This window comes from Psychrobacter sp. PSP (genome assembly GCF_024085615.1).
Lineage (GTDB): Bacteria > Pseudomonadota > Gammaproteobacteria > Pseudomonadales > Moraxellaceae > Psychrobacter > Psychrobacter pacificensis.
The window spans coordinates 15,681-33,356 of record NZ_JABLTF010000014.1; the positions used below are offsets into that span (position 1 = coordinate 15,681).

The 17,676-nt window shown below is 45.3% G+C and carries 15 protein-coding genes and 1 pseudogene; 4 read left to right on the top strand and 12 right to left on the bottom strand.

Features of this window, described 5'->3' with window-relative positions; genetic code table 11:
* Window positions 1-293 precede the first annotated feature (293 nt).
* Window positions 294-1,091: an enoyl-CoA hydratase-related protein gene (locus tag HL061_RS03580; RefSeq protein ID WP_071001921.1), complete on the top strand. Its 798-nt coding sequence runs from the start codon at window positions 294-296 to the stop codon at window positions 1,089-1,091.
* Between the two features lie 120 nt (window positions 1,092-1,211).
* On the opposite strand, the gene HL061_RS03585 is transcribed toward HL061_RS03580, so the two are convergent.
* Window positions 1,212-1,655 (bottom strand): PACE efflux transporter, encoded by a 444-nt coding sequence (locus HL061_RS03585; RefSeq protein ID WP_083328840.1) that lies wholly within the window; start codon window positions 1,653-1,655, stop codon window positions 1,212-1,214.
* Between the two features lie 244 nt (window positions 1,656-1,899).
* Window positions 1,900-4,503 carry a bifunctional aconitate hydratase 2/2-methylisocitrate dehydratase gene (gene acnB / locus HL061_RS03590; protein WP_071001922.1) on the bottom strand — a complete coding sequence of 868 codons (2,604 nt, stop codon included), beginning with the start codon at window positions 4,501-4,503 and terminating at the stop codon, window positions 1,900-1,902.
* A gap of 323 nt (window positions 4,504-4,826) precedes the next feature.
* Between acnB and HL061_RS03595 the strand changes: the two genes are divergently transcribed.
* Both HL061_RS03595 and lipA read left to right on the top strand, forming a co-directional pair.
* Window positions 4,827-5,240 carry a carboxymuconolactone decarboxylase family protein gene (locus HL061_RS03595; RefSeq protein WP_058025284.1) on the top strand — a complete coding sequence of 138 codons (414 nt, stop codon included), beginning with the start codon at window positions 4,827-4,829 and terminating at the stop codon, window positions 5,238-5,240.
* A 117-nt stretch (window positions 5,241-5,357) separates the two neighbouring features.
* Window positions 5,358-6,401, top strand: coding sequence for a lipoyl synthase (gene lipA, locus HL061_RS03600; protein ID WP_186474195.1), 1,044 nt, complete (start codon window positions 5,358-5,360; stop codon window positions 6,399-6,401).
* Window positions 6,402-6,545: 144 nt separating this feature from the next.
* Here the strand turns inward: lipA and HL061_RS03605 are convergent, their stop codons facing one another.
* The 5 genes and pseudogenes from HL061_RS03605 to HL061_RS03625 form a co-directional block, all read right to left on the bottom strand.
* Window positions 6,546-8,588, bottom strand: coding sequence for a TRAP transporter permease (locus HL061_RS03605; RefSeq protein WP_252962538.1), 2,043 nt, complete (start codon window positions 8,586-8,588; stop codon window positions 6,546-6,548).
* Window positions 8,560-9,120, bottom strand: a complete 561-nt coding sequence (locus HL061_RS03610; RefSeq protein ID WP_252962539.1) for a DUF1850 domain-containing protein — start codon at window positions 9,118-9,120, stop codon at window positions 8,560-8,562. The genes HL061_RS03605 and HL061_RS03610 overlap by 29 nt, the downstream gene beginning before the upstream one ends.
* The gene (locus HL061_RS03615; RefSeq protein ID WP_252962540.1) at window positions 9,098-10,117 is read right to left on the bottom strand and encodes a TAXI family TRAP transporter solute-binding subunit; all 1,020 of its coding nucleotides are present in this window, start codon (window positions 10,115-10,117) and stop codon (window positions 9,098-9,100) included. The genes HL061_RS03610 and HL061_RS03615 overlap by 23 nt, the downstream gene beginning before the upstream one ends.
* A 350-nt stretch (window positions 10,118-10,467) precedes the next feature.
* Window positions 10,468-10,539: pseudogene (locus HL061_RS03620) on the bottom strand (IS5/IS1182 family transposase); the annotation flags it as partial.
* Between the two features lie 143 nt (window positions 10,540-10,682).
* Window positions 10,683-11,822 (bottom strand): alkene reductase, encoded by a 1,140-nt coding sequence (locus HL061_RS03625; RefSeq protein WP_071001926.1) that lies wholly within the window; start codon window positions 11,820-11,822, stop codon window positions 10,683-10,685.
* Between the two features lie 164 nt (window positions 11,823-11,986).
* Here HL061_RS03625 and HL061_RS03630 point away from each other — a divergent pair, with 164 nt between their 5' ends.
* Window positions 11,987-12,238 (top strand): LysR family transcriptional regulator, encoded by a 252-nt coding sequence (locus HL061_RS03630; RefSeq protein WP_252962541.1) that lies wholly within the window; start codon window positions 11,987-11,989, stop codon window positions 12,236-12,238.
* A gap of 155 nt (window positions 12,239-12,393) precedes the next feature.
* Here the strand turns inward: HL061_RS03630 and HL061_RS03635 are convergent, their stop codons facing one another.
* From HL061_RS03635 to HL061_RS03655, 5 genes are read right to left on the bottom strand one after another with little or no spacing between them, the layout of a single operon-like run.
* Window positions 12,394-13,086, bottom strand: coding sequence for a Hint domain-containing protein (locus HL061_RS03635; RefSeq protein WP_071001865.1), 693 nt, complete (start codon window positions 13,084-13,086; stop codon window positions 12,394-12,396).
* Window positions 13,087-13,115: 29 nt separating this feature from the next.
* A complete protein-coding gene (locus HL061_RS03640; protein ID WP_071001866.1) occupies window positions 13,116-13,937 on the bottom strand; it encodes a hypothetical protein in 822 nt (273 codons plus the stop codon).
* 29 nt (window positions 13,938-13,966) lie between these two features.
* Entirely contained in the window at window positions 13,967-14,956 is a 990-nt protein-coding gene (locus HL061_RS03645; RefSeq protein WP_093068166.1) for a hypothetical protein, read from the bottom strand.
* An 18-nt stretch (window positions 14,957-14,974) separates the two neighbouring features.
* Window positions 14,975-16,636, bottom strand: a complete 1,662-nt coding sequence (rtcR, locus tag HL061_RS03650) for an RNA repair transcriptional activator RtcR (protein ID WP_071001868.1) — start codon at window positions 16,634-16,636, stop codon at window positions 14,975-14,977.
* Between the two features lie 45 nt (window positions 16,637-16,681).
* Window positions 16,682-17,569: a prolyl oligopeptidase family serine peptidase gene (locus tag HL061_RS03655; RefSeq protein WP_167669370.1), complete on the bottom strand. Its 888-nt coding sequence runs from the start codon at window positions 17,567-17,569 to the stop codon at window positions 16,682-16,684.
* Window positions 17,570-17,676 lie beyond the last annotated feature (107 nt).

The following is a 17,676-nucleotide window of genomic DNA, read 5'->3' on the forward strand; positions in this document are numbered from 1 at the left end:
TAATCTATTAATAAGTCAGGAACTCACCTTTTTATGAACCATGCGTATTATCTGTATCTTATTCATACACTCTTTTTGTTCATACAGGCATGGCAGTTTATACGAGCAACTCAAAGAGCCAACCGCCATGTAGATGTGTCTTAAGCGCCCACAAAACCTGCTTTTATAATGCGCGCAAGCTGCTATAGTAATCAGCATTGCGTTATTTATTACCATCAATTTGTCCCGCTGTCTTTTATACGGGTACCAAAAATCGCTGCTTAACACAGTCACTGAAAATAAGGAAATCTCAAATGTCACAGTCTATCGTTGATTATCAAGTGAATAATCACATTGCCACCATTACGTTTAACGATCCAAAAAGCTTAAATGCGTTTGGCACGCCACTAAAAAACAACGTGTTAATAGCGCTAGATAAAGCAGCGGCTGATGATCAAGTACGAGTCATTATCTTGCAAGGCGCTGGTGGTAATTTTTCAAGTGGCGGCGATATCAAAGAGATGTTATCTGAAGGATTGGACAAGGACATTGTTTCAAACAAACTAAAGGGCATGGTAGAAGGCGCAGGCGAAGTCAGCTTAAAGCTACGTAATGTCCATAAACCAATCATTGCCAAATTAGAAGGTGCCGTAGCAGGGGCTGGCATGAACTTAGCGCTTACCTGTGATTTTCGTATCGCAGCGGATAATGCAAAGTTTGTCCAAGCCTTTGTCAATATTGGTTTAGTGCCAGATGCAGGCGGTATTTATTTATTGAATCAATTGGTTGGTACAGCAAAAGCCACTGAGCTTGTGATGCTGGGTGATAAGCTAAAAGCAGAAGATATGGCACGCTTAAATCTGGTCAATCAAGTGGTTAGTGCAGAAGAGCTAGACGCCACCGTTCAAGCATTGGCTCTAAGATTGAGCCAGCTGCCAGGTAAAGCCCTAGCCTCTATGAAACATATGTTCAATGTGCACGCGTTTATGGGTTTGAACGAAGCATTAGATATGGAAGTGGAGCAGCAGACCATGATGGCAAAAACCGATGACTTTATCGAAGGCGTCAGCGCCTTTATTGAAAAGCGCAAACCAGTTTATCAAGGTAAATGATTGAGTAGTAAGCGGGTTGATTTGACGGCTAAATTTATTCATAACCAAATAACTCGCTATTTATAGTATCAAAAAAAAGGGCTGCCAATATGGTAGCCCTCTTTTCGTTTATGTCTGCGGTTAAGAAGCAGATACTGACTTATAGTGATACGGTAAGGTAAATATCTTGTCAAAAATAAAGGTGAATACGAAATTATAAATTAAGAAAAACACTAGCAAGGCAGCTTCCATCATAAACGCTTGGAGCAAGCCAACGTGATACCAAACCATATATAGTGGCAAGCAGATCAACACCAGCCCACCTTCAAAACCAAACGCATGAGCACTACGTATCCATAACGTACGACACGCAATATGCCTGCGACGCTCCCATGCTTCAAAAGCAGTATTATATAGAAAGTTCCAAATAACGGCTGCTAGAGAGACCATCATCGCAACGGGCAATGATTCTGACGCCTTGCTATTGCTCAGCTTCATCAATACAAAGGTAGAGGAGATAATTGCGACAATCTCGAACACAGTTACGTAGACAATACGACGTCTAAACGGTGATAATGTAATCATCAACCAAAACTCCAAAGCACCTGTATTTAAACAAAAAAGTGCATATCAAAGTATCGGTCCGTCCCGAGATAGAAAAGATAAAAAAGAGGTAAGCGAAGTGCAGAGCCACGGTTTCCGCCTGCCCTTATATTATACAGAAGATAGTGAGAGAAATCAGCTGGTGCCTTCATAACAAAAACCCCGCATCATGACGATACGGGGTTTTTGTTTACTTAAAAACGGCTAACTCAATTTTTAACCAAAATTAGGTCAACTGAGCAACGTTAATTTTATCCGCTTCTTCAGTGTACTCTTCCATACGGTCGAAGTTCATGTATTGATAGACTTCATCACCCATGCTGTTGAGCATGCCAGCATACTGCTGATACTCATCGTTAGTCGGCAATTTACCAAGTACCGCGGCAACTGCGGCAAGCTCTGCAGATGCTAGGTATACGTTAGCGCCTTGACCCAGACGGTTCGGGAAGTTACGCGTTGATGTTGATACCGCAGTCGATTTCGGTGCGATACGTGCTTGGTTACCCATACATAGTGAACAACCTGGCATTTCAGTACGAGCGCCGGCTTGTGCGTAGACGTTGTAATAACCTTCTTCCATCAACTGGCGTGCATCCATCTTAGTAGGCGGTGCAATCCATAGACGCGTCTTGAGGCTACCTGCTGGTACGTCTTGTAGCAATTTACCAGCGGCACGGAAGTGACCGATGTTGGTCATGCACGAACCAATGAATACTTCATCAATGGTATCACCAGCCACGTCTGCCAAGGTCTTGGCATCATCTGGATCGTTCGGGCAGCAAAGGATAGGCTCTTTGATCTCGCTCATATCGATAGTGATGTCGATAGCATATTCAGCATCATCATCCGCACGCATGAGGCTTGGGTTCGCAAGCCACTCTTGCATGGCTTCGATACGGCGGCTGATGGTACGCGCATCGCCATAGCCTTCTGAAATCATCCACTTAAGTAGCGTGATGTTTGAGTTTAGGTACTCAGTTACCGATTCTTCAGATAGCGTGATGGTACAGCCAGCCGCACTACGCTCCGCAGACGCATCAGACAGCTCGAACGCCTGCTCAGCGGTCAAATCTTCTAGACCTTCGATTTCAAGGATACGGCCGTTGAACTCGTTGATTTTACTTTTCTTATCAACCGTCAAGTAACCTTCTTTGATCGCTTGATAAGGAATCGCATGGACGAGGTCACGCAAGGTAATACCAGGCTGACGCTCACCAACGAAACGAACACGAACAGATTCGGGCATATCTAGTGGCATCACACCAGTTGCCGCTGCGAAAGCAACCAGACCAGAACCTGCTGGGAACGAGATACCCATTGGGAAACGAGTATGTGAGTCACCACCAGTACCAACGGTATCTGGCAGTAGCATACGGTTCAACCATGAGTGAATGATACCATCACCTGGACGTAAGCTGACGCCACCACGGTTCATGATAAAGTCAGGTAGTGTGTGCTGAGTCTCAACGTCAACTGGTTTTGGATAAGCCGCAGTATGACAGAATGACTGCATCACGAGATCCGCTTGGAAACCCAAACATGCCAAGTCTTTTAGCTCGTCACGTGTCATTGGGCCAGTCGTATCCTGAGAGCCGACCGTAGTCATCTTAGGCTCACAGTACATACCTGGACGTACGCCTTCTAGGCCACACGCTTTACCAACCATTTTCTGCGCTAGCGTAAAGCCTTTACCCGTATCGGCTGGCTCTTCAGGTTTCGCAAACACGTCTGAGTGACCAAGACCCATGTATTCACGCGCACGGTTGGTCAAACCACGACCAACGATCAATGGAATACGGCCACCAGCACGCACTTCATCAAGCAATGTTGGCGAGCTTAGCGTAAACGTTGATAGCACTTCATCAGAGTCATGCTTGGTGATTTTGCCGTCATGTGGATAGATGTCAAACACATCGCCCATGTTTAGCTTATCGACAGCTACTTTTTCGATTGGCAAGGCGCCAGAATCTTCCATCGTATTAAAGAAGATCGGTGCGATGTTGTTACCTAGTACTAGACCGCCACCACGTTTGTTTGGCACGTTAGGAATGTCTTCACCCATCAGCCATAGCACTGAGTTGGTCGCAGACTTACGGCTAGAGCCGGTACCGACAACGTCACCAACGTACGCAAGTGGGTGGCCTTTTTCTTTTAGCTCATCAATAAGTTTCATTGGACCACGCACGCCCTCTTCGTCAGCAGTAATGCCGTCACGAGAGTTTTTGTGCATGGCTAATGAATGCAGTGGGATATCAGGACGGCTCCATGCGTCTTGCGCTGGTGACAAGTCATCCGTGTTGGTCTCGCCAGTGACTTTGAACGTCGTGTAAGTGGTTTTCTTTGGTACTTCAGGGCGATTCAAGAACCATTCTGCGTCAGCCCAAGATTGAACGACTTCTTTAGCAATGGTGTTGCCCGCTTCGGCTTTTTCAGTCACGTCATTGAACGCGTCAAATACGAGCAAAGTTTTCTTTAATGCTTCAGCAGCGTCTTGTGCGACTTCGCTGTCATCTAGTGCCGCAACCAATGGCTGTACATTGTAGCCACCTTGCATCGTACCTAGGATTTCAACCGCTTTTTGCTTGCTGATCAATGGTGATGACGTCTCACCTTTTAAGATAGCTGCCAAAAATGCCGCTTTGACGTAGGCTGCTTGGTCTACACCAGCAGGGATACGGTTTTCTAGCAAGTTCATCAAAAATGCTTCTTCGCCCGCTGGCGGGTTCTTTAGTAATTCAACCAACTCTGCTACTTGTTTTTCGTTCAATGGTAGCGGAACCGTTCCTAGCTCAGCACGTTCTTCGACATGTTTACGATAAGCTTCTAACACAATAGTCGTCCTCGTCAGTTGGGATTTAGCACATTACGTGGGTAGTCAGCATGACCGCCTGCGTCTATATACTATAGAAAATAATTATCCGTGCAATCATAGCTTAAAACGCTCTAAATGTTAATGGCTGAGCCTTCAAAAGGCTCATAGTAAGGCCATATCCAACATTTATTATAAAAATAGTCCCATCAATAATATGATTGCACACCTTATAATCGCTCGTATTTACGTACCTGCACTGATTGATAAAAACTTGCTTTATGAGTGCGCAGACACCATATGACGATTATAGATTTTTATAACAGGATTAGGGAGGATGCAATATGAATGATAGTAATGCCAACTATCAGGCAGGTCTAAAAGTCCGCACAGAAGTGATGGGTGAAGCACATGTAAAACGCTCACTCGATGCGGCGACTGGATTTACTCAGCCGCTGCAAGACTGGATTATAGAGCACGCGTGGGGCAGCACATGGCAAGATGAGTCAGTACTACCACGCAAATATCGCTCACTGATTACCATTGCCTTTTTAATTGCGCAAAAAAGCCCAAATGAGTTAAAAGGACATATCCGAGGTGCCATCAACAATGGCGCTAGCGTCGCCGAGATTCGAGAGGTCTTGATGCATAGCCTACCATACTGCGGCGCACCTGCCACGCAAGAAGCGTTTCGCGCGGCTATCGAAGTGTTTAATGAGATGGGTATAGATATTGACAACTTAAACAAAAAGCCATAGCACAAAGGGTTGAATAATAAACCCTGAGCGCAATATCTGTTATAATAAAGACACCTATAAAGCATGCTGATAATTCCATAAACCCTTATACTATAAAGGGTTAAGAGATCATTGATTATGACTACTGCCGTACAAACCCATATTCCTGCGCCAAGAGTAAAACCCAAAAAAGCCATTCAAGGTGAAAAGCTGCGTGGCTACGATAAAGTCGCCCGCATCCCGATTAAAGTCATCCCGACAGTCGAAGCGAAGAAAAAGCCGGATTGGATTCGAGTAAAAATGTCCTCACCTGCCGAGGTGGCGCGTATCAAAGCCAAACTACGCGAACAAAAGCTCTATACTGTTTGTGAAGAAGCCGCTTGCCCGAATCTTGCGCAGTGCTTTGGTGACGGCACCGCCACCTTTATGATTATGGGTGATATCTGTACTCGCCGCTGTCCGTTCTGTGATGTCGGTCATGGTCGCCCGAACGAGCTTGATAAAGATGAGCCGCGCCACACTGCTGAGACCATTCAAGGCTTGGGTCTTAAATATGCGGTGATTACGTCTGTTGATCGCGATGATCTAAAAGATGGCGGTGCTGGACATTTTGTAGAAGTGCTAAACGAGTCAAGAGCGCTTAGCCCAAACTGCTTAATTGAAATCCTAGTACCCGATTTCCGTGGTCGTATGGATATTGCGTTAGACTTACTGACAGAGACTGCGCCAGATGTGTTTAACCACAATATTGAAACCGTGCCACGTCTATACAAAGCCTTCCGTCCAGGTTCTGACTATCAGCATTCACTCGACTTGCTCAAGATTTATAAAGAGCGCCGTCCTGATATCGCGACCAAATGCGGCTTTATGGTTGGCCTCGGCGAGACCGAAGAAGAGGTCTATGCGCTACTTGATGATCTAAAAGCGCATGATGTCGATATGATCACGATTGGTCAGTATCTACAGCCTAGTAAGAACCATGCACCTGTTGACCGTTATGTCCATCCAGACGAGTTCCAACGCTATATGGACTACGGCAAAAAGATTGGCTTCTTTAGCATTTGGGCAGGCCCAATGGTACGCTCAAGCTACTTTGCCGATCGTCAGTACTATGGCGAAGATTGCCCAGCACCTATCCGCAGCAAAAAAGCATTAGAAGCGGAAGGCAAACTTGGCTGCTAATTTAGCCATACGGTGATATAAAACCGCCGCTAACCACTATTGCTACACGCTATCGTTAATACAGTTGTTAAAACACAAAAAGGGTGAATAACAAATCTGTTATTCACCCTTTTTTATGACTTACTCTAATATCAGTGGCTAAAACTAAACACTCACTGTCGGCGTTGGTGCCGCACTTGTCTTTATATTGAATACCGCAATACTAAGTACAATCACACCGCCTACGATACCTGTCATCAACTCAGGATAAATCAATAACAAGGCACCAATCGCTAAGATGATACGGGTTATGGTATTCATCTCACCTCTGAAGTACCCCTCAAGCGCTGAGCTTAATGCAATCACACCTGTCACTGAGGTCACAACGACTGTGATAATATCCAAAATAGGCGGTAGCGGGAAGTCTTTCGCCGTAACTGCCAGACCAGTTGGATCTATCATGAGCATCGTCGGACTATAAATAAACATAAACGGTACGATAAATCCGGCAAGTGCCAGTTTGAGCGACAAGAACCCTGTTTTCATCGGATCACCACCGGATATACCTGCACCAGCGAAGGCTGCTAGACACACAGGCGGGGTAATATTAGCAAAGATACCAAAGTAGAAGACAAACATGTGCGCTGACAAGATGGGAATATCAAACCCTGCCAATGCCGGGGCTGCCATGGTCGCGGTAATGATATAGGCAGGGATAGAAGGTAGCCCCATGCCCAAGACCATTGATGCGAGCATCGTCAAAATAAGCGTAAAGAACAATGACCCTGCGCCTAAGGTCACGATAGAAGATGTCATTACCGTACCAAAGCTGGTCAGACTGACCACGCCAATGATAATACCGACGACTGCACAAGCCGCCATAACCGCGAGCGACTGGCGCGCACCGTCTTCTAATGCACCCAAAATATCAGAGAAGCTCATACGTGTTTCAGCACGTAGCATACTGATTACCACGGTAAAACCAATCGTATAAGCAGCTGCATATCCCACAGGTACATTTCTGATTAATAAGAAAATCAAGAAGACAATCGGTAATAGCATGTGACCGCGAGCTTTTAACACTTCTTTTACCGCGGGTAAGCTCTCTTTGGCGATACCTTTTAGGTCACGACGTCCAGCGCGGAAGTGCACTTGTGCAATGACCCCTAAGTAGTACAATATCGCAGGCAACAAAGCGGCAAGCGCAATCGTACTATACGGCAGACCAGTGGTCTCCGCCATAATGAACGCACTGGCTCCCATAATCGGTGGCAAAATCTGTCCGCCAACCGAGGCACTGGCCTCAACCGCGCCTGCAAAATCTTTATGATAACCAACCTTTTTCATCAATGGAATGGTAAAGGCACCCGTACTTACCACGTTTGATAATGCAGAACCATTAATACTGCCCATAAAGCCACTAGAAATCACCGCGACTTTTGCAGGTCCTCCTTTTTTGTGACCTGCGATGGCTAATGCCAAATCATTAAACAGCTGTCCCATTCCTGAGCGTGCCAAGAATGCACCAAAGAGAATGAACAAAAAGATAAAGGTCACTGACGCGCCAATCGCAACAGAATAAAGACCTTCGGTTTTTAGGAATAATTGACCAAAAATATCGCCCATGTCATAAGGGCGAGTCAGCAATCTATCAGGCATGAAATCCATGTGACTGACAAACGGATAGGCCAAAAATATCCCTGCCAATATTGGCAAAATCCAACCGGTGATACGGCGACTGCCTTCTAGCACACAGACCACAGTGATCAGCGAAAATATCACGTCAAGCGGATTGGCCATGCCACCACGTGAGGTCACAATGTCTTGATATTCGTAGATCAAATAGCTCATACCAGATAAAGACAATAAAAACCAAATCCAGTCATACCAAGCGACTCGACTGCGGCTGCTATTTTTACTGGCGGGGAAAATCAAGAAAATTAAGGCAAAACCAACACCGACGTGTACAGAGCGCTGTAGCAATGCAGGCATCGGGTTAAAGGTAATATAAAGATGAAAAAGTGAATAGAGTATACAAATACCAGCAATGAAATACTTTACTGGTCCTTGCGTAATATGACGTGTGATTGATTCTCGGTCATATTTTTCCAGTACTGCTTTGTTGATCGCATCTGCATCAGCATCTTTATCAACGTCAGCATCTGGCGTGGTATTCACGCTACCGTGATCCGTCACTTGGGAGTTCATGACACAAGTCCTTTTTAAATCTATCAATTAAACCATACGTCTTAGGCATGATCACCACTTCAGAATAATCTGGCACCCACTGATGAATCAAAAAACGATGACCAGTATAATCGATCTCGCCTTTGGTCAGTCTAGAGACTACCCAATTTAGGCTAGGTAGTTTTTCATTGACTTGATAACCCAGATAGCCAGGTTTTTGTATGGGCGCAAGGGGTTCGGTCGAAGGCGTACCAGCACCAAATGCTTCAAAGTATGTGGTGGTGAGGAGTAGCATAGCCTCTTCTGTGCTGCTTTTTTCTATGCGTTGGTACTGCTCTTCCCACCACTGCTTTTCTACAGAATGTATCCAGCGCAGCTGAAAGTCAGGGTCAGTGAAATAACATACCTTGTCATCGCTACCCTCTATTGCAACGCGAACCTCGACCACAGACTGACGCGCGACACCTATCCATAGGGTCAAAAAAACCAGCGCGGCAAGTCCTGCAGCGCCAGTCGATAACCATAATAAATTATTTGGCTGCTTGTTCGTCATAGTACTTTTTAGCGCCAGGATGAATTGGAGCGACCATACCGTCACTAGCCGTCTCTAGACTGATATCGTTGGCTGCTTGGTGTGCTGTTTTTAGACCGTCCAGATTATCAAATAACGCCTTAGTCAATTTGTAGCCATCAGATTCAGACAGATCAGAGTTCACCAATAATGCATTCATGATTGCAGCAGTTGGCACACCTGCCTCATTGCCATAAGTACCAGCAGGAATCTCAAAGGTATTGAAATAAGGCTTGGTTGCAATGATTTCTTTTAGCTTGTCTTGGTCGATAGAAACCAACTGCAAATCCACGCCTTGCTCAAGCTCCATAAGCGATGAGTTTGGTAAGCCACTACTAAAGAATGCGGCTTCAATCTTGCCCGCTTTCATACCATCAGCTGCTTCAGCAAAGCCCAAGTAATCAACAGTGATGTCATCATAAGTGATGCCAAACCCTTCTAGTAGTGTTCGCGCATTGACTTCGGTACCAGAGCCTTGATCACCAACTGCGATGCGCTTGCCTCTTAAATCTTCGATGGTTTTGATACCCGTGTCTTTCGTGGTCACGATTTGCACGACGTTAGGATACAAAACGGCAATTTGCTGGATGTTGTCAATAGGCTTATCGAAGTTGTTTTTGCCTTCGACAGCATCGGTGACCACGTCACTGAGTGCCAAGACCATGTCCACTTTGCCTTGGGTCAATAGATTGACGTTTTCAACGGACGCACCTGTCGTTTGTGTTTTTGAGTTAACGCCAAAGTTTTTTACATAGACTTCGGACAATGCAGTGCCGATGATGTTATAAGGGCCAGACGCACCGCCTGTGGCAATGGTTAGGAACTTAGTATCGAGTGTATCGGTAGCCGCATCAGCTGACGTACTATCCGCAGCAGCCGTCTCATTGCCTTCTGAGCTTGGCGATGAGCAGGCGGTTAAGCCTAGCATGGCGCTTAATATCGCTGAAAAAAGTAAGGGAGATTTTAGAGAAGTGAGCATTGAGTTCATCCTTGAAATAATCGATTTAATACAATAAACGGCATTAATATATAGGTATTAATCCGTTACACCTGAGTAATAATATAGCAATTTTTGTGATAAATAAACCAAAGACTGTTTTCTCTTTTGCTTTCAATGCCTTATATTTCAGGCTTTTTGAGAAAATACTTGCATCTTTTATCATAGCCAAAACTTATATTGTTTCGCTATGTGAAACTTAGTTTCAACTTTATTTAACCAAATTTCGATGCTGTTGTAAACCTTTATCACGGTTTATGTGCATGCATTACGCTGTATATAGTCAATCCACTATAAAAGCGTTACAGCGTTAACCTCGCTTGAAGTATGACATAGATATTAAGTTCTAGTAATATAGGTTTCAGTCTTGTCCAGTGTTCATCTTTGAGCATGGTGCGAGGCATAGCGAACGATATCTTTTTTGCCATCAATTTATACCCAATGTTCAACACTACTAAGATTATCTACGCCATTTTCGATTATTTTCATAATCCAGTATTCACTTTATAAAAAAATAAGGCCACGAATGGCCTTATTTTTTCAATAGCTACTTTTGATAATAAGGATAATCGCTATAGCCTATTTCCGTGCCTCCATACATTGTGGCTGGATCTACCTCATTGAGCGACCAATGATGAGCTATGCGCTCTGGTAAATCAGGATTAGCAATAAAAGGACGACCAAAAGCAAATAAATCACCATAACCTTTAGATAACATATTGAGCGATTTCTCTACAGTGTATTTTCCCGCATAAATAATACGTCCTGAAAACTCAGCTCTAACCGCTTGATAAAAGGGCTCTGGTAAATCAGGTGCATTATCCCAATCAGCTTCTGCAATGGACAAATAAGCGATGCCCGCTTTCTCAAGTACTTTAACCGCTTCAATATAAGTATGATGAGGATCTGATTCTACCAGCCCTAAGTACACACGATCCTCACCGGTACTAGCAAACAAAGGCGCAAAACGGACGCCTAAACGATCAGCACCGACCACATCACTCACAGCAGCAACCACTTCTTTTAGGAACCGCAAACGATTCTCTAGCGAGCCACCATACTGGTCATCACGTTTATTGCTATGCTCAGAGATAAACTGGTTCACTAAATAACCATTGGCACAGTGCAGCTCTACCCCATCAAAACCCGCTTCTAAGGCGTTGCGAGCGGCTTGAGCGTACATCGTTACCAACTCGCTCACCTCTTCTGTGCTCAGTGCCCGCGGCTCACTTGGATCAGCTAAAGCACCTTCGCCTGGACCTGTTTCAATGAATACTTTGACATTATCAGCAGTAATAGCAGAGGGCGCTACAGGCTGATTTTGGTTGGGTTGTAAGCTAGTATGAGACACACGGCCAACGTGCCATAGCTGAGCAAAGATAATACCGCCCTTGGCATGTACCGCTTGCGTGATTTTTTTCCAGCCTTCAATTTGTGCTTGCGTATGAATACCTGGCGTCCATGCATAACCTTGGCCTCTAGGTTCGATCTGTGTCCCCTCCGTCACCATAAAGCCTGCAGAAGCACGCTGGGCATAATAACTTGCCATTAAATCATTAGGAATATTGCCAGGTTGCGTGCTACGAGAGCGCGTCAATGGTGGCATCACAATACGATTTTTAAGCGTATAAGGCCCAAGTTTTACAGGCGAAAACAGTGCACTGGTATTAGGAATAGTTTGTTTCATGACATTCTCTTTTATAGCAAACAGATAGGCTTATTACTTGAAATTTATCCGTTGTTTTAAGGTTTGATTGATCACTTAAGTAATATGAGTAAGCATAAAGTTTTAGAGGTACAATTAGAAACAACGTTTTCTTGTTGAAGATACAATTATTAATGGTACAGATGATGAATGGTATAAATCGGCTTGATATCAAACAGCTCAGAGTGCTACAGGCATTGCTTGATCTAAAGAACCTATCAAAAGTTGCACGTAAAATGGGCTTAACCCAACAAGCTATCAGTGAGCAGCTGCGTAAGCTACGTGATCTATTTGATGATCGTCTGTTTATTCGTCAAGGAAATAGCATGGTGCCCACACCAAAAGCACTATCGATGCAGCAACCTATTAACGATATATTAGACCTCTTGCAAAAGTAGCAGAGGGAATTAAAATAAGAAGAACATTCATCGTTGTCTAAGAACCATGCCAAACATAGATAAGCTACTCAAACAAAGTGACGCTGGTTTTAAACGCTACACTGGCTGCATAGCACGATTGGTTATGTGTCACCTTTTGAGTTTGAAAAGCGGTATTACGATAATTTAACCCTGTCAGGCATCGCTGCCTGACTCAAGTAAATCACTCTCCGATATAGTCGGGGCGGTTCAGCCCTTTCATTAATAACCAACTTGGCATCGGAAGTTTGCATATTAACGGTTTTGATCTCTTCTTTGAACGCTTCTTCTGTATTGGCTAAACTGACAAACTGGTAGCCATCATCCGTAAATCTCACAAACTGAACCAGACCGTCTGTCTCCCATAAGTCATGTTCCTCAATACTTTGAGTATAAGCTGTACCTTCAGGGAAGTTCGGCAAGGTACGCACAGGGATGAACGAGTAATCATCAAGCGCAATCGTATCACCATGAGCAGAGGTTAGATATCCAGCTGGCAAGCGCTCCGCCGATAGCCATTCACCCTCTAAATCTTTAGGCTGGCGAGTTACCCAGAATGGGTGATTGCTGGTGCATAAGATATAATTGCTACCCTTTTCTCCTCGCGCATCAGCGGTCTCATTAAAATACTCAACTTTAAAGATGCGTTTCTTACTGGGTGATTTAAAAGTGCTGAGTACGGGTTTGTACTCTATATCACCACTACCATCTTCAGACTTAGAGGATACAGGCTTTGATAAAATGAGGTCGCCGACTTTAATATCTTGAATCGGTACTAGACCTTTGTCCGTATGAACGAGCGTGCCTGCAACGAAGCCTCTGTTATTCATGAGTTTTCCTTTTTTTATTATTGATATGGTTAGCTATTTAAACTGGCGTCATGTACCCATAGTCCTACGCGACCAATGAAGTAGGTATGGTTGTCTGCCACCTCAAAGTTATAGACGGTTGCCTGATATAAAATGTGTTCACCTTGCGCGTTGGTCAATTGATTGAACATCCGCATGGTGCCTCCATTATCTTCAATATGTTGGCCCAAATAGCCTTTCTCCTGATAAAAGCTAATGTCATCAACATATCCCATACCCTTATATTCTACTTCGCTGTAGTCGAGCATATGCGCTTCGGCATCTTGTACATAATCATCGTAGTAGTCTTCATGATAATGTTTTTGATACCAGTAATAATTTGGATTGAATTCTAAATTATCATTAGCGACTTGATAGGTAGGTTGCACACGCTCAACGGTATACATTACGCCATCGGTATTCACAGCAATTTCATACTGCTGTAGTTCATCCACACGTTTAAAGTGAGGCTGGTCATAGAACTCAATATCTTCCTGTGGGTTTTCCATGGCACCGACTACCCAAACAGGGTGATTGAGCGTCGCTAGAAAACTACTAAAGCGACTAGCTGACTTGTATGTTTGATAATCAACCATCTCTCGATCTTTATTAAACTTCTCAAGATTTTTCTCTAAACGCACGATCCACATCTCTTTGTCTTCATGCACAAAGGTCTTGACCACAGGCTTATACTCTATGTCACCGCTACCATCTTCAGGCTTAGAGAGTACAGGCTTTGATAAAATAAGGTCGCCCACTTTGATATCTTGAATCGGCACTAACCCTTTATCCGTATGAACGAGCGTTCCTGCGACAAATCCTGTGTTATTCATGAGTTTTCCTTTTTTTATTATTGATATGGTTAGCTATTTAAACTGGCGTCATGTACCCATATAGCCTGCTCTCCTATAAAATAGGTATGTGTATCAGCGACTTCTATATTATAAACATAGTCCTCGTAGGGGTTCGGGCAAGCGTCATAGTAGTTCTCCATTTGCTCATGGATACTTTCCTCTGTTAAACCCGTTGCATTGCCATATTTTCTAAGATTACTTACTGCTTTTTTGTATAGAGATTCATCAGAAATCTTATTGTCTTTTACTACCTTGCCATTAAACATTAAAGGTGCGTTGACAAATTCTATATAGCTTTCTACTGAATGAGAATGAGGAGCCGTATCTTGTGCTAAGCGAATGTTCAAAGTTTTATATAATTCCGAGTCAACTAAGAAGGGGGCTTTTTGATTGATAAGCAACTTAGCATCAGAGGTTTTCCAGTTCAATGTTTTAATCTCATGCTCAAATGCTTCTTTTGTATCCGCCAAGCTCACATACTGATAGCCACTATCTGAAAACTTCACAAACTGAACCAGACCATCTTCCTCCCAAAAGTCTTTATCTTGTATACTTTGTAGATAGGCACAGCCTTCAGGGAAGTTCGGCAAGGTACGCACAGGGATGAACGAGTAATCATCAAGCGCAATCGTATCGCCATGAGCAGAGGTTAGATATCCAGCTGGCAAGCGCTCCGCCGATAACCACTCACCCTCTAAATCTTCAGGATTTCTTTTTACCCAAAATGGGTGATTGCTGGTGCATAAGATATAATTGCTACCCTCTTCTCCTCGCGCATCAGCGGTCTCATTAAAATACTCAACTTTAAAGATGCGTTTCTTATTGGGTGATTTAAAGGTGCTAAGTACGGGTTTGTACTCGATATCACCGACCCCACCTTCGGGCTTAGAGAGTACAGGCTTTGATAAAATAAGATCGCCCACTTTGATATCCTGAATCGGCACTAACCCTTTATCCGTATGAACGAGCGTTCCTGCGACAAATCCTGTGTTATTCATATCCTCTCCTTTTTAATATTATCGTTTTAATCCATCAAACCTCAGCCCAAACTTTAGCAGATACTTCCGCAGTCGGTCGCTGTCATTGTTACTTTTTAGCTGGTTTCTGGAGTTGGCATACAGATAGCGCCCTGCCGCCGCTTGGCTGCTGTGCTGATAGCAGACCTCAATCACATACGCCAGCTGCACCGCATCAAACGGGTCGAGCGCGTCTTTGTCGTCGCTTGATAGATGGCGGCTCAGCACCGTATCTGCGTGCGCTTGCTGCTCAGTTAGGCTGGGCGTATCCGCCTTGTCCACTTGATGTTGCGCGCTACTAGGTAATGCCCACAGATGCTTAAGGCGGGTGATTTCTGCCTTAACATCGGGCATACGAATCACTTTGCCCTCGCACAATGTCGTTAAGCGCGTCATACTGGCGCTTAAATCACGAAAGTTGCCCTGCCACGTCGCCTCAGAACTCATGGCAAAGTCTTCAAAGTACGCACGCGCCTCAGGCTCAAAGCGGTACTGGTACTGCTGCTCGCTGCCCAGACGCGCCAGCTCGTAATCAATATTGGCGGGTAAGTCCTCGATACGGTCTTTTAACGACGGTAAAAAAAACGTCCACGTGTTCAGACGCGCAAACAAGTCGGCACGAAATTCGCCGTCCGCGACCGCTTGGCGCAAATCCTTATTCGTCCCTGCCATCAGCTGAAACGACACATCAATGGGCGTATCGCTACCGAGCGGATAAAAGCGCTGCGCCTCAAGCGCAGTCAAGAGCATCGCCTGTTCGTCCAGCCCCAGCTCGCCGATTTCATCCAAAAACAGCAAGCCACCGTCCGCTGATTTGAGTAGCCCCTCACGGCTCGACGCCGCGCCCGTAAACGCGCCTTTGACATGACCAAACAGCACGCTCATTGCCGTATCGCCGCGCAAGGTGGCGCAGTTGACTTCGACGAACGCGCCGAGTGCCTGTTTGTTGTTGGCTTTGTTTTTCTTGAGCGTATAGATTTGCGTTGCCAGTTGCGACTTGCCCGCCCCTGTCGCGCCCATCAATAAAATCGGCGCGTTGGAGCGCGTGGCGACTTTTTCAATATCAGCAATCAGCTGTTGATAGGCGGCGTTTTGGGTAACAAGATTGGCTTGTAAGGTTTGCCAATGCTGGGCTTTTTCGGCCTCAAAACGCGCGCGCAAACTGTCATAACGCGACACGTCCAAATCAATGACTTGATAGCGCCCTTGTGGGTCGTATTGGTCAGGCTTGGGACACGGCGAGGTCTGAATCAAATCGGCAGGCAAAAACCCCGCCTCAACCAGCAAAAACCAGCAAATCTGCGCCACATGCGTCCCTGTGGTCAGATGCAGCAGATAGTCTGTGTCTTCACGAAAGGCGAAGCCTGTGACAAAGTCATACAGCTCAGCATAGACATCGGCAAAATCCCACGGACTCGCCAGCGTCACCCGATGCCCAATGACTTTGGTATTGGCGCTGACCTGCGCCACATCATCAACGATGACGTTGAACAGTCGCTTGTCGCGCTTGCTATAGAGGATATGCAGCTCATCGACCAGCAGGTCATCATGCAGGCACAGGCTGACGCTCGGCCGCCAGCGCTGCCAACGTTTGTCATTAAAGCCGTTGTCCAAGGTCGTACCGAGAAAGCCGATAACGGCGGTTTTATGACATTTAATCATGTTGCTTTTACTCATAATAATGCGCTTGGCTTATTGGTTTTGATGTTACTTTTTGATTGCCCACGACTTCATACTGTCAATAGACAACGGCTCGTCTGCCATAATCTGCTGCGCAAGGTGACGATTCAACGGATACAGCACGCTAAAGTGCTCGTGCCGTGCAATAAACGCACAGTGCAGCATGGGGCTTTTGTTCTTATCACACATCGGCTTTAGGTCGCGATAGTTACCGTCACGCTTGCCCTCAATAATCCACGTCGGCATGCGAATATCATTCGTCCAGTTTGCAGGCGCACGCAAATCCATTTCGCGTTGCTCATCACCAGTAAAGTCAACCTCTTGCAAAAACATCGTCTCTTGCGTAGCGCCAAAGCTAATCACTTCTTTAAACAACTCAGGATGCGTGCTGCTCGCCACCTCACTGACCAATAGCGCGAGCGTGCCGCCCGTACTGTGCCCGCCCAAATAGATACGGCTGCTATCGACATATGGCAGGGTCGCCAAATATTCTGCCGCCGCGATGACATCATCGACTTCACCATAATTCACTTCGATATTGCCCGCATTGTCATTGCCACCGCGCAAGGTGGGAAACATCATGATCACGCCAGCATCACGATATGGGCTGGCGGTTTGGTCATTTTGCCTTGAGCCTTTGCGCCAAAAGTCCGCCAGCGTGTTGGACTCACCGCCCGTTATCCAAACGATAGCAGGATGCTTGTCGCCATCGTTTGGATCGGGCGTGACAAAGGCGGCGAGCGACATGCCGTCACTGTCATAGCGCACGCTGTCAAATAGGGCTGCGGGCGGCTTGGGCAATGGCATTTGCATGGTGGGCGCAACTTGTATCGAGGTCTGATAATTGCCGCGTAGCGATGCCAAAGACGGCGCAGCAAAACAACTGCTGATGCTCACGCCTAGTAAAATCGCCATGCTGAATAAGCGTTTGTTAGAGACAACGTTATGCTTTGTTTTATATTGAACCTTCACCATTACACACAATTCCTTTATAGAATAAAAGCTATATTTATAGAATAAAT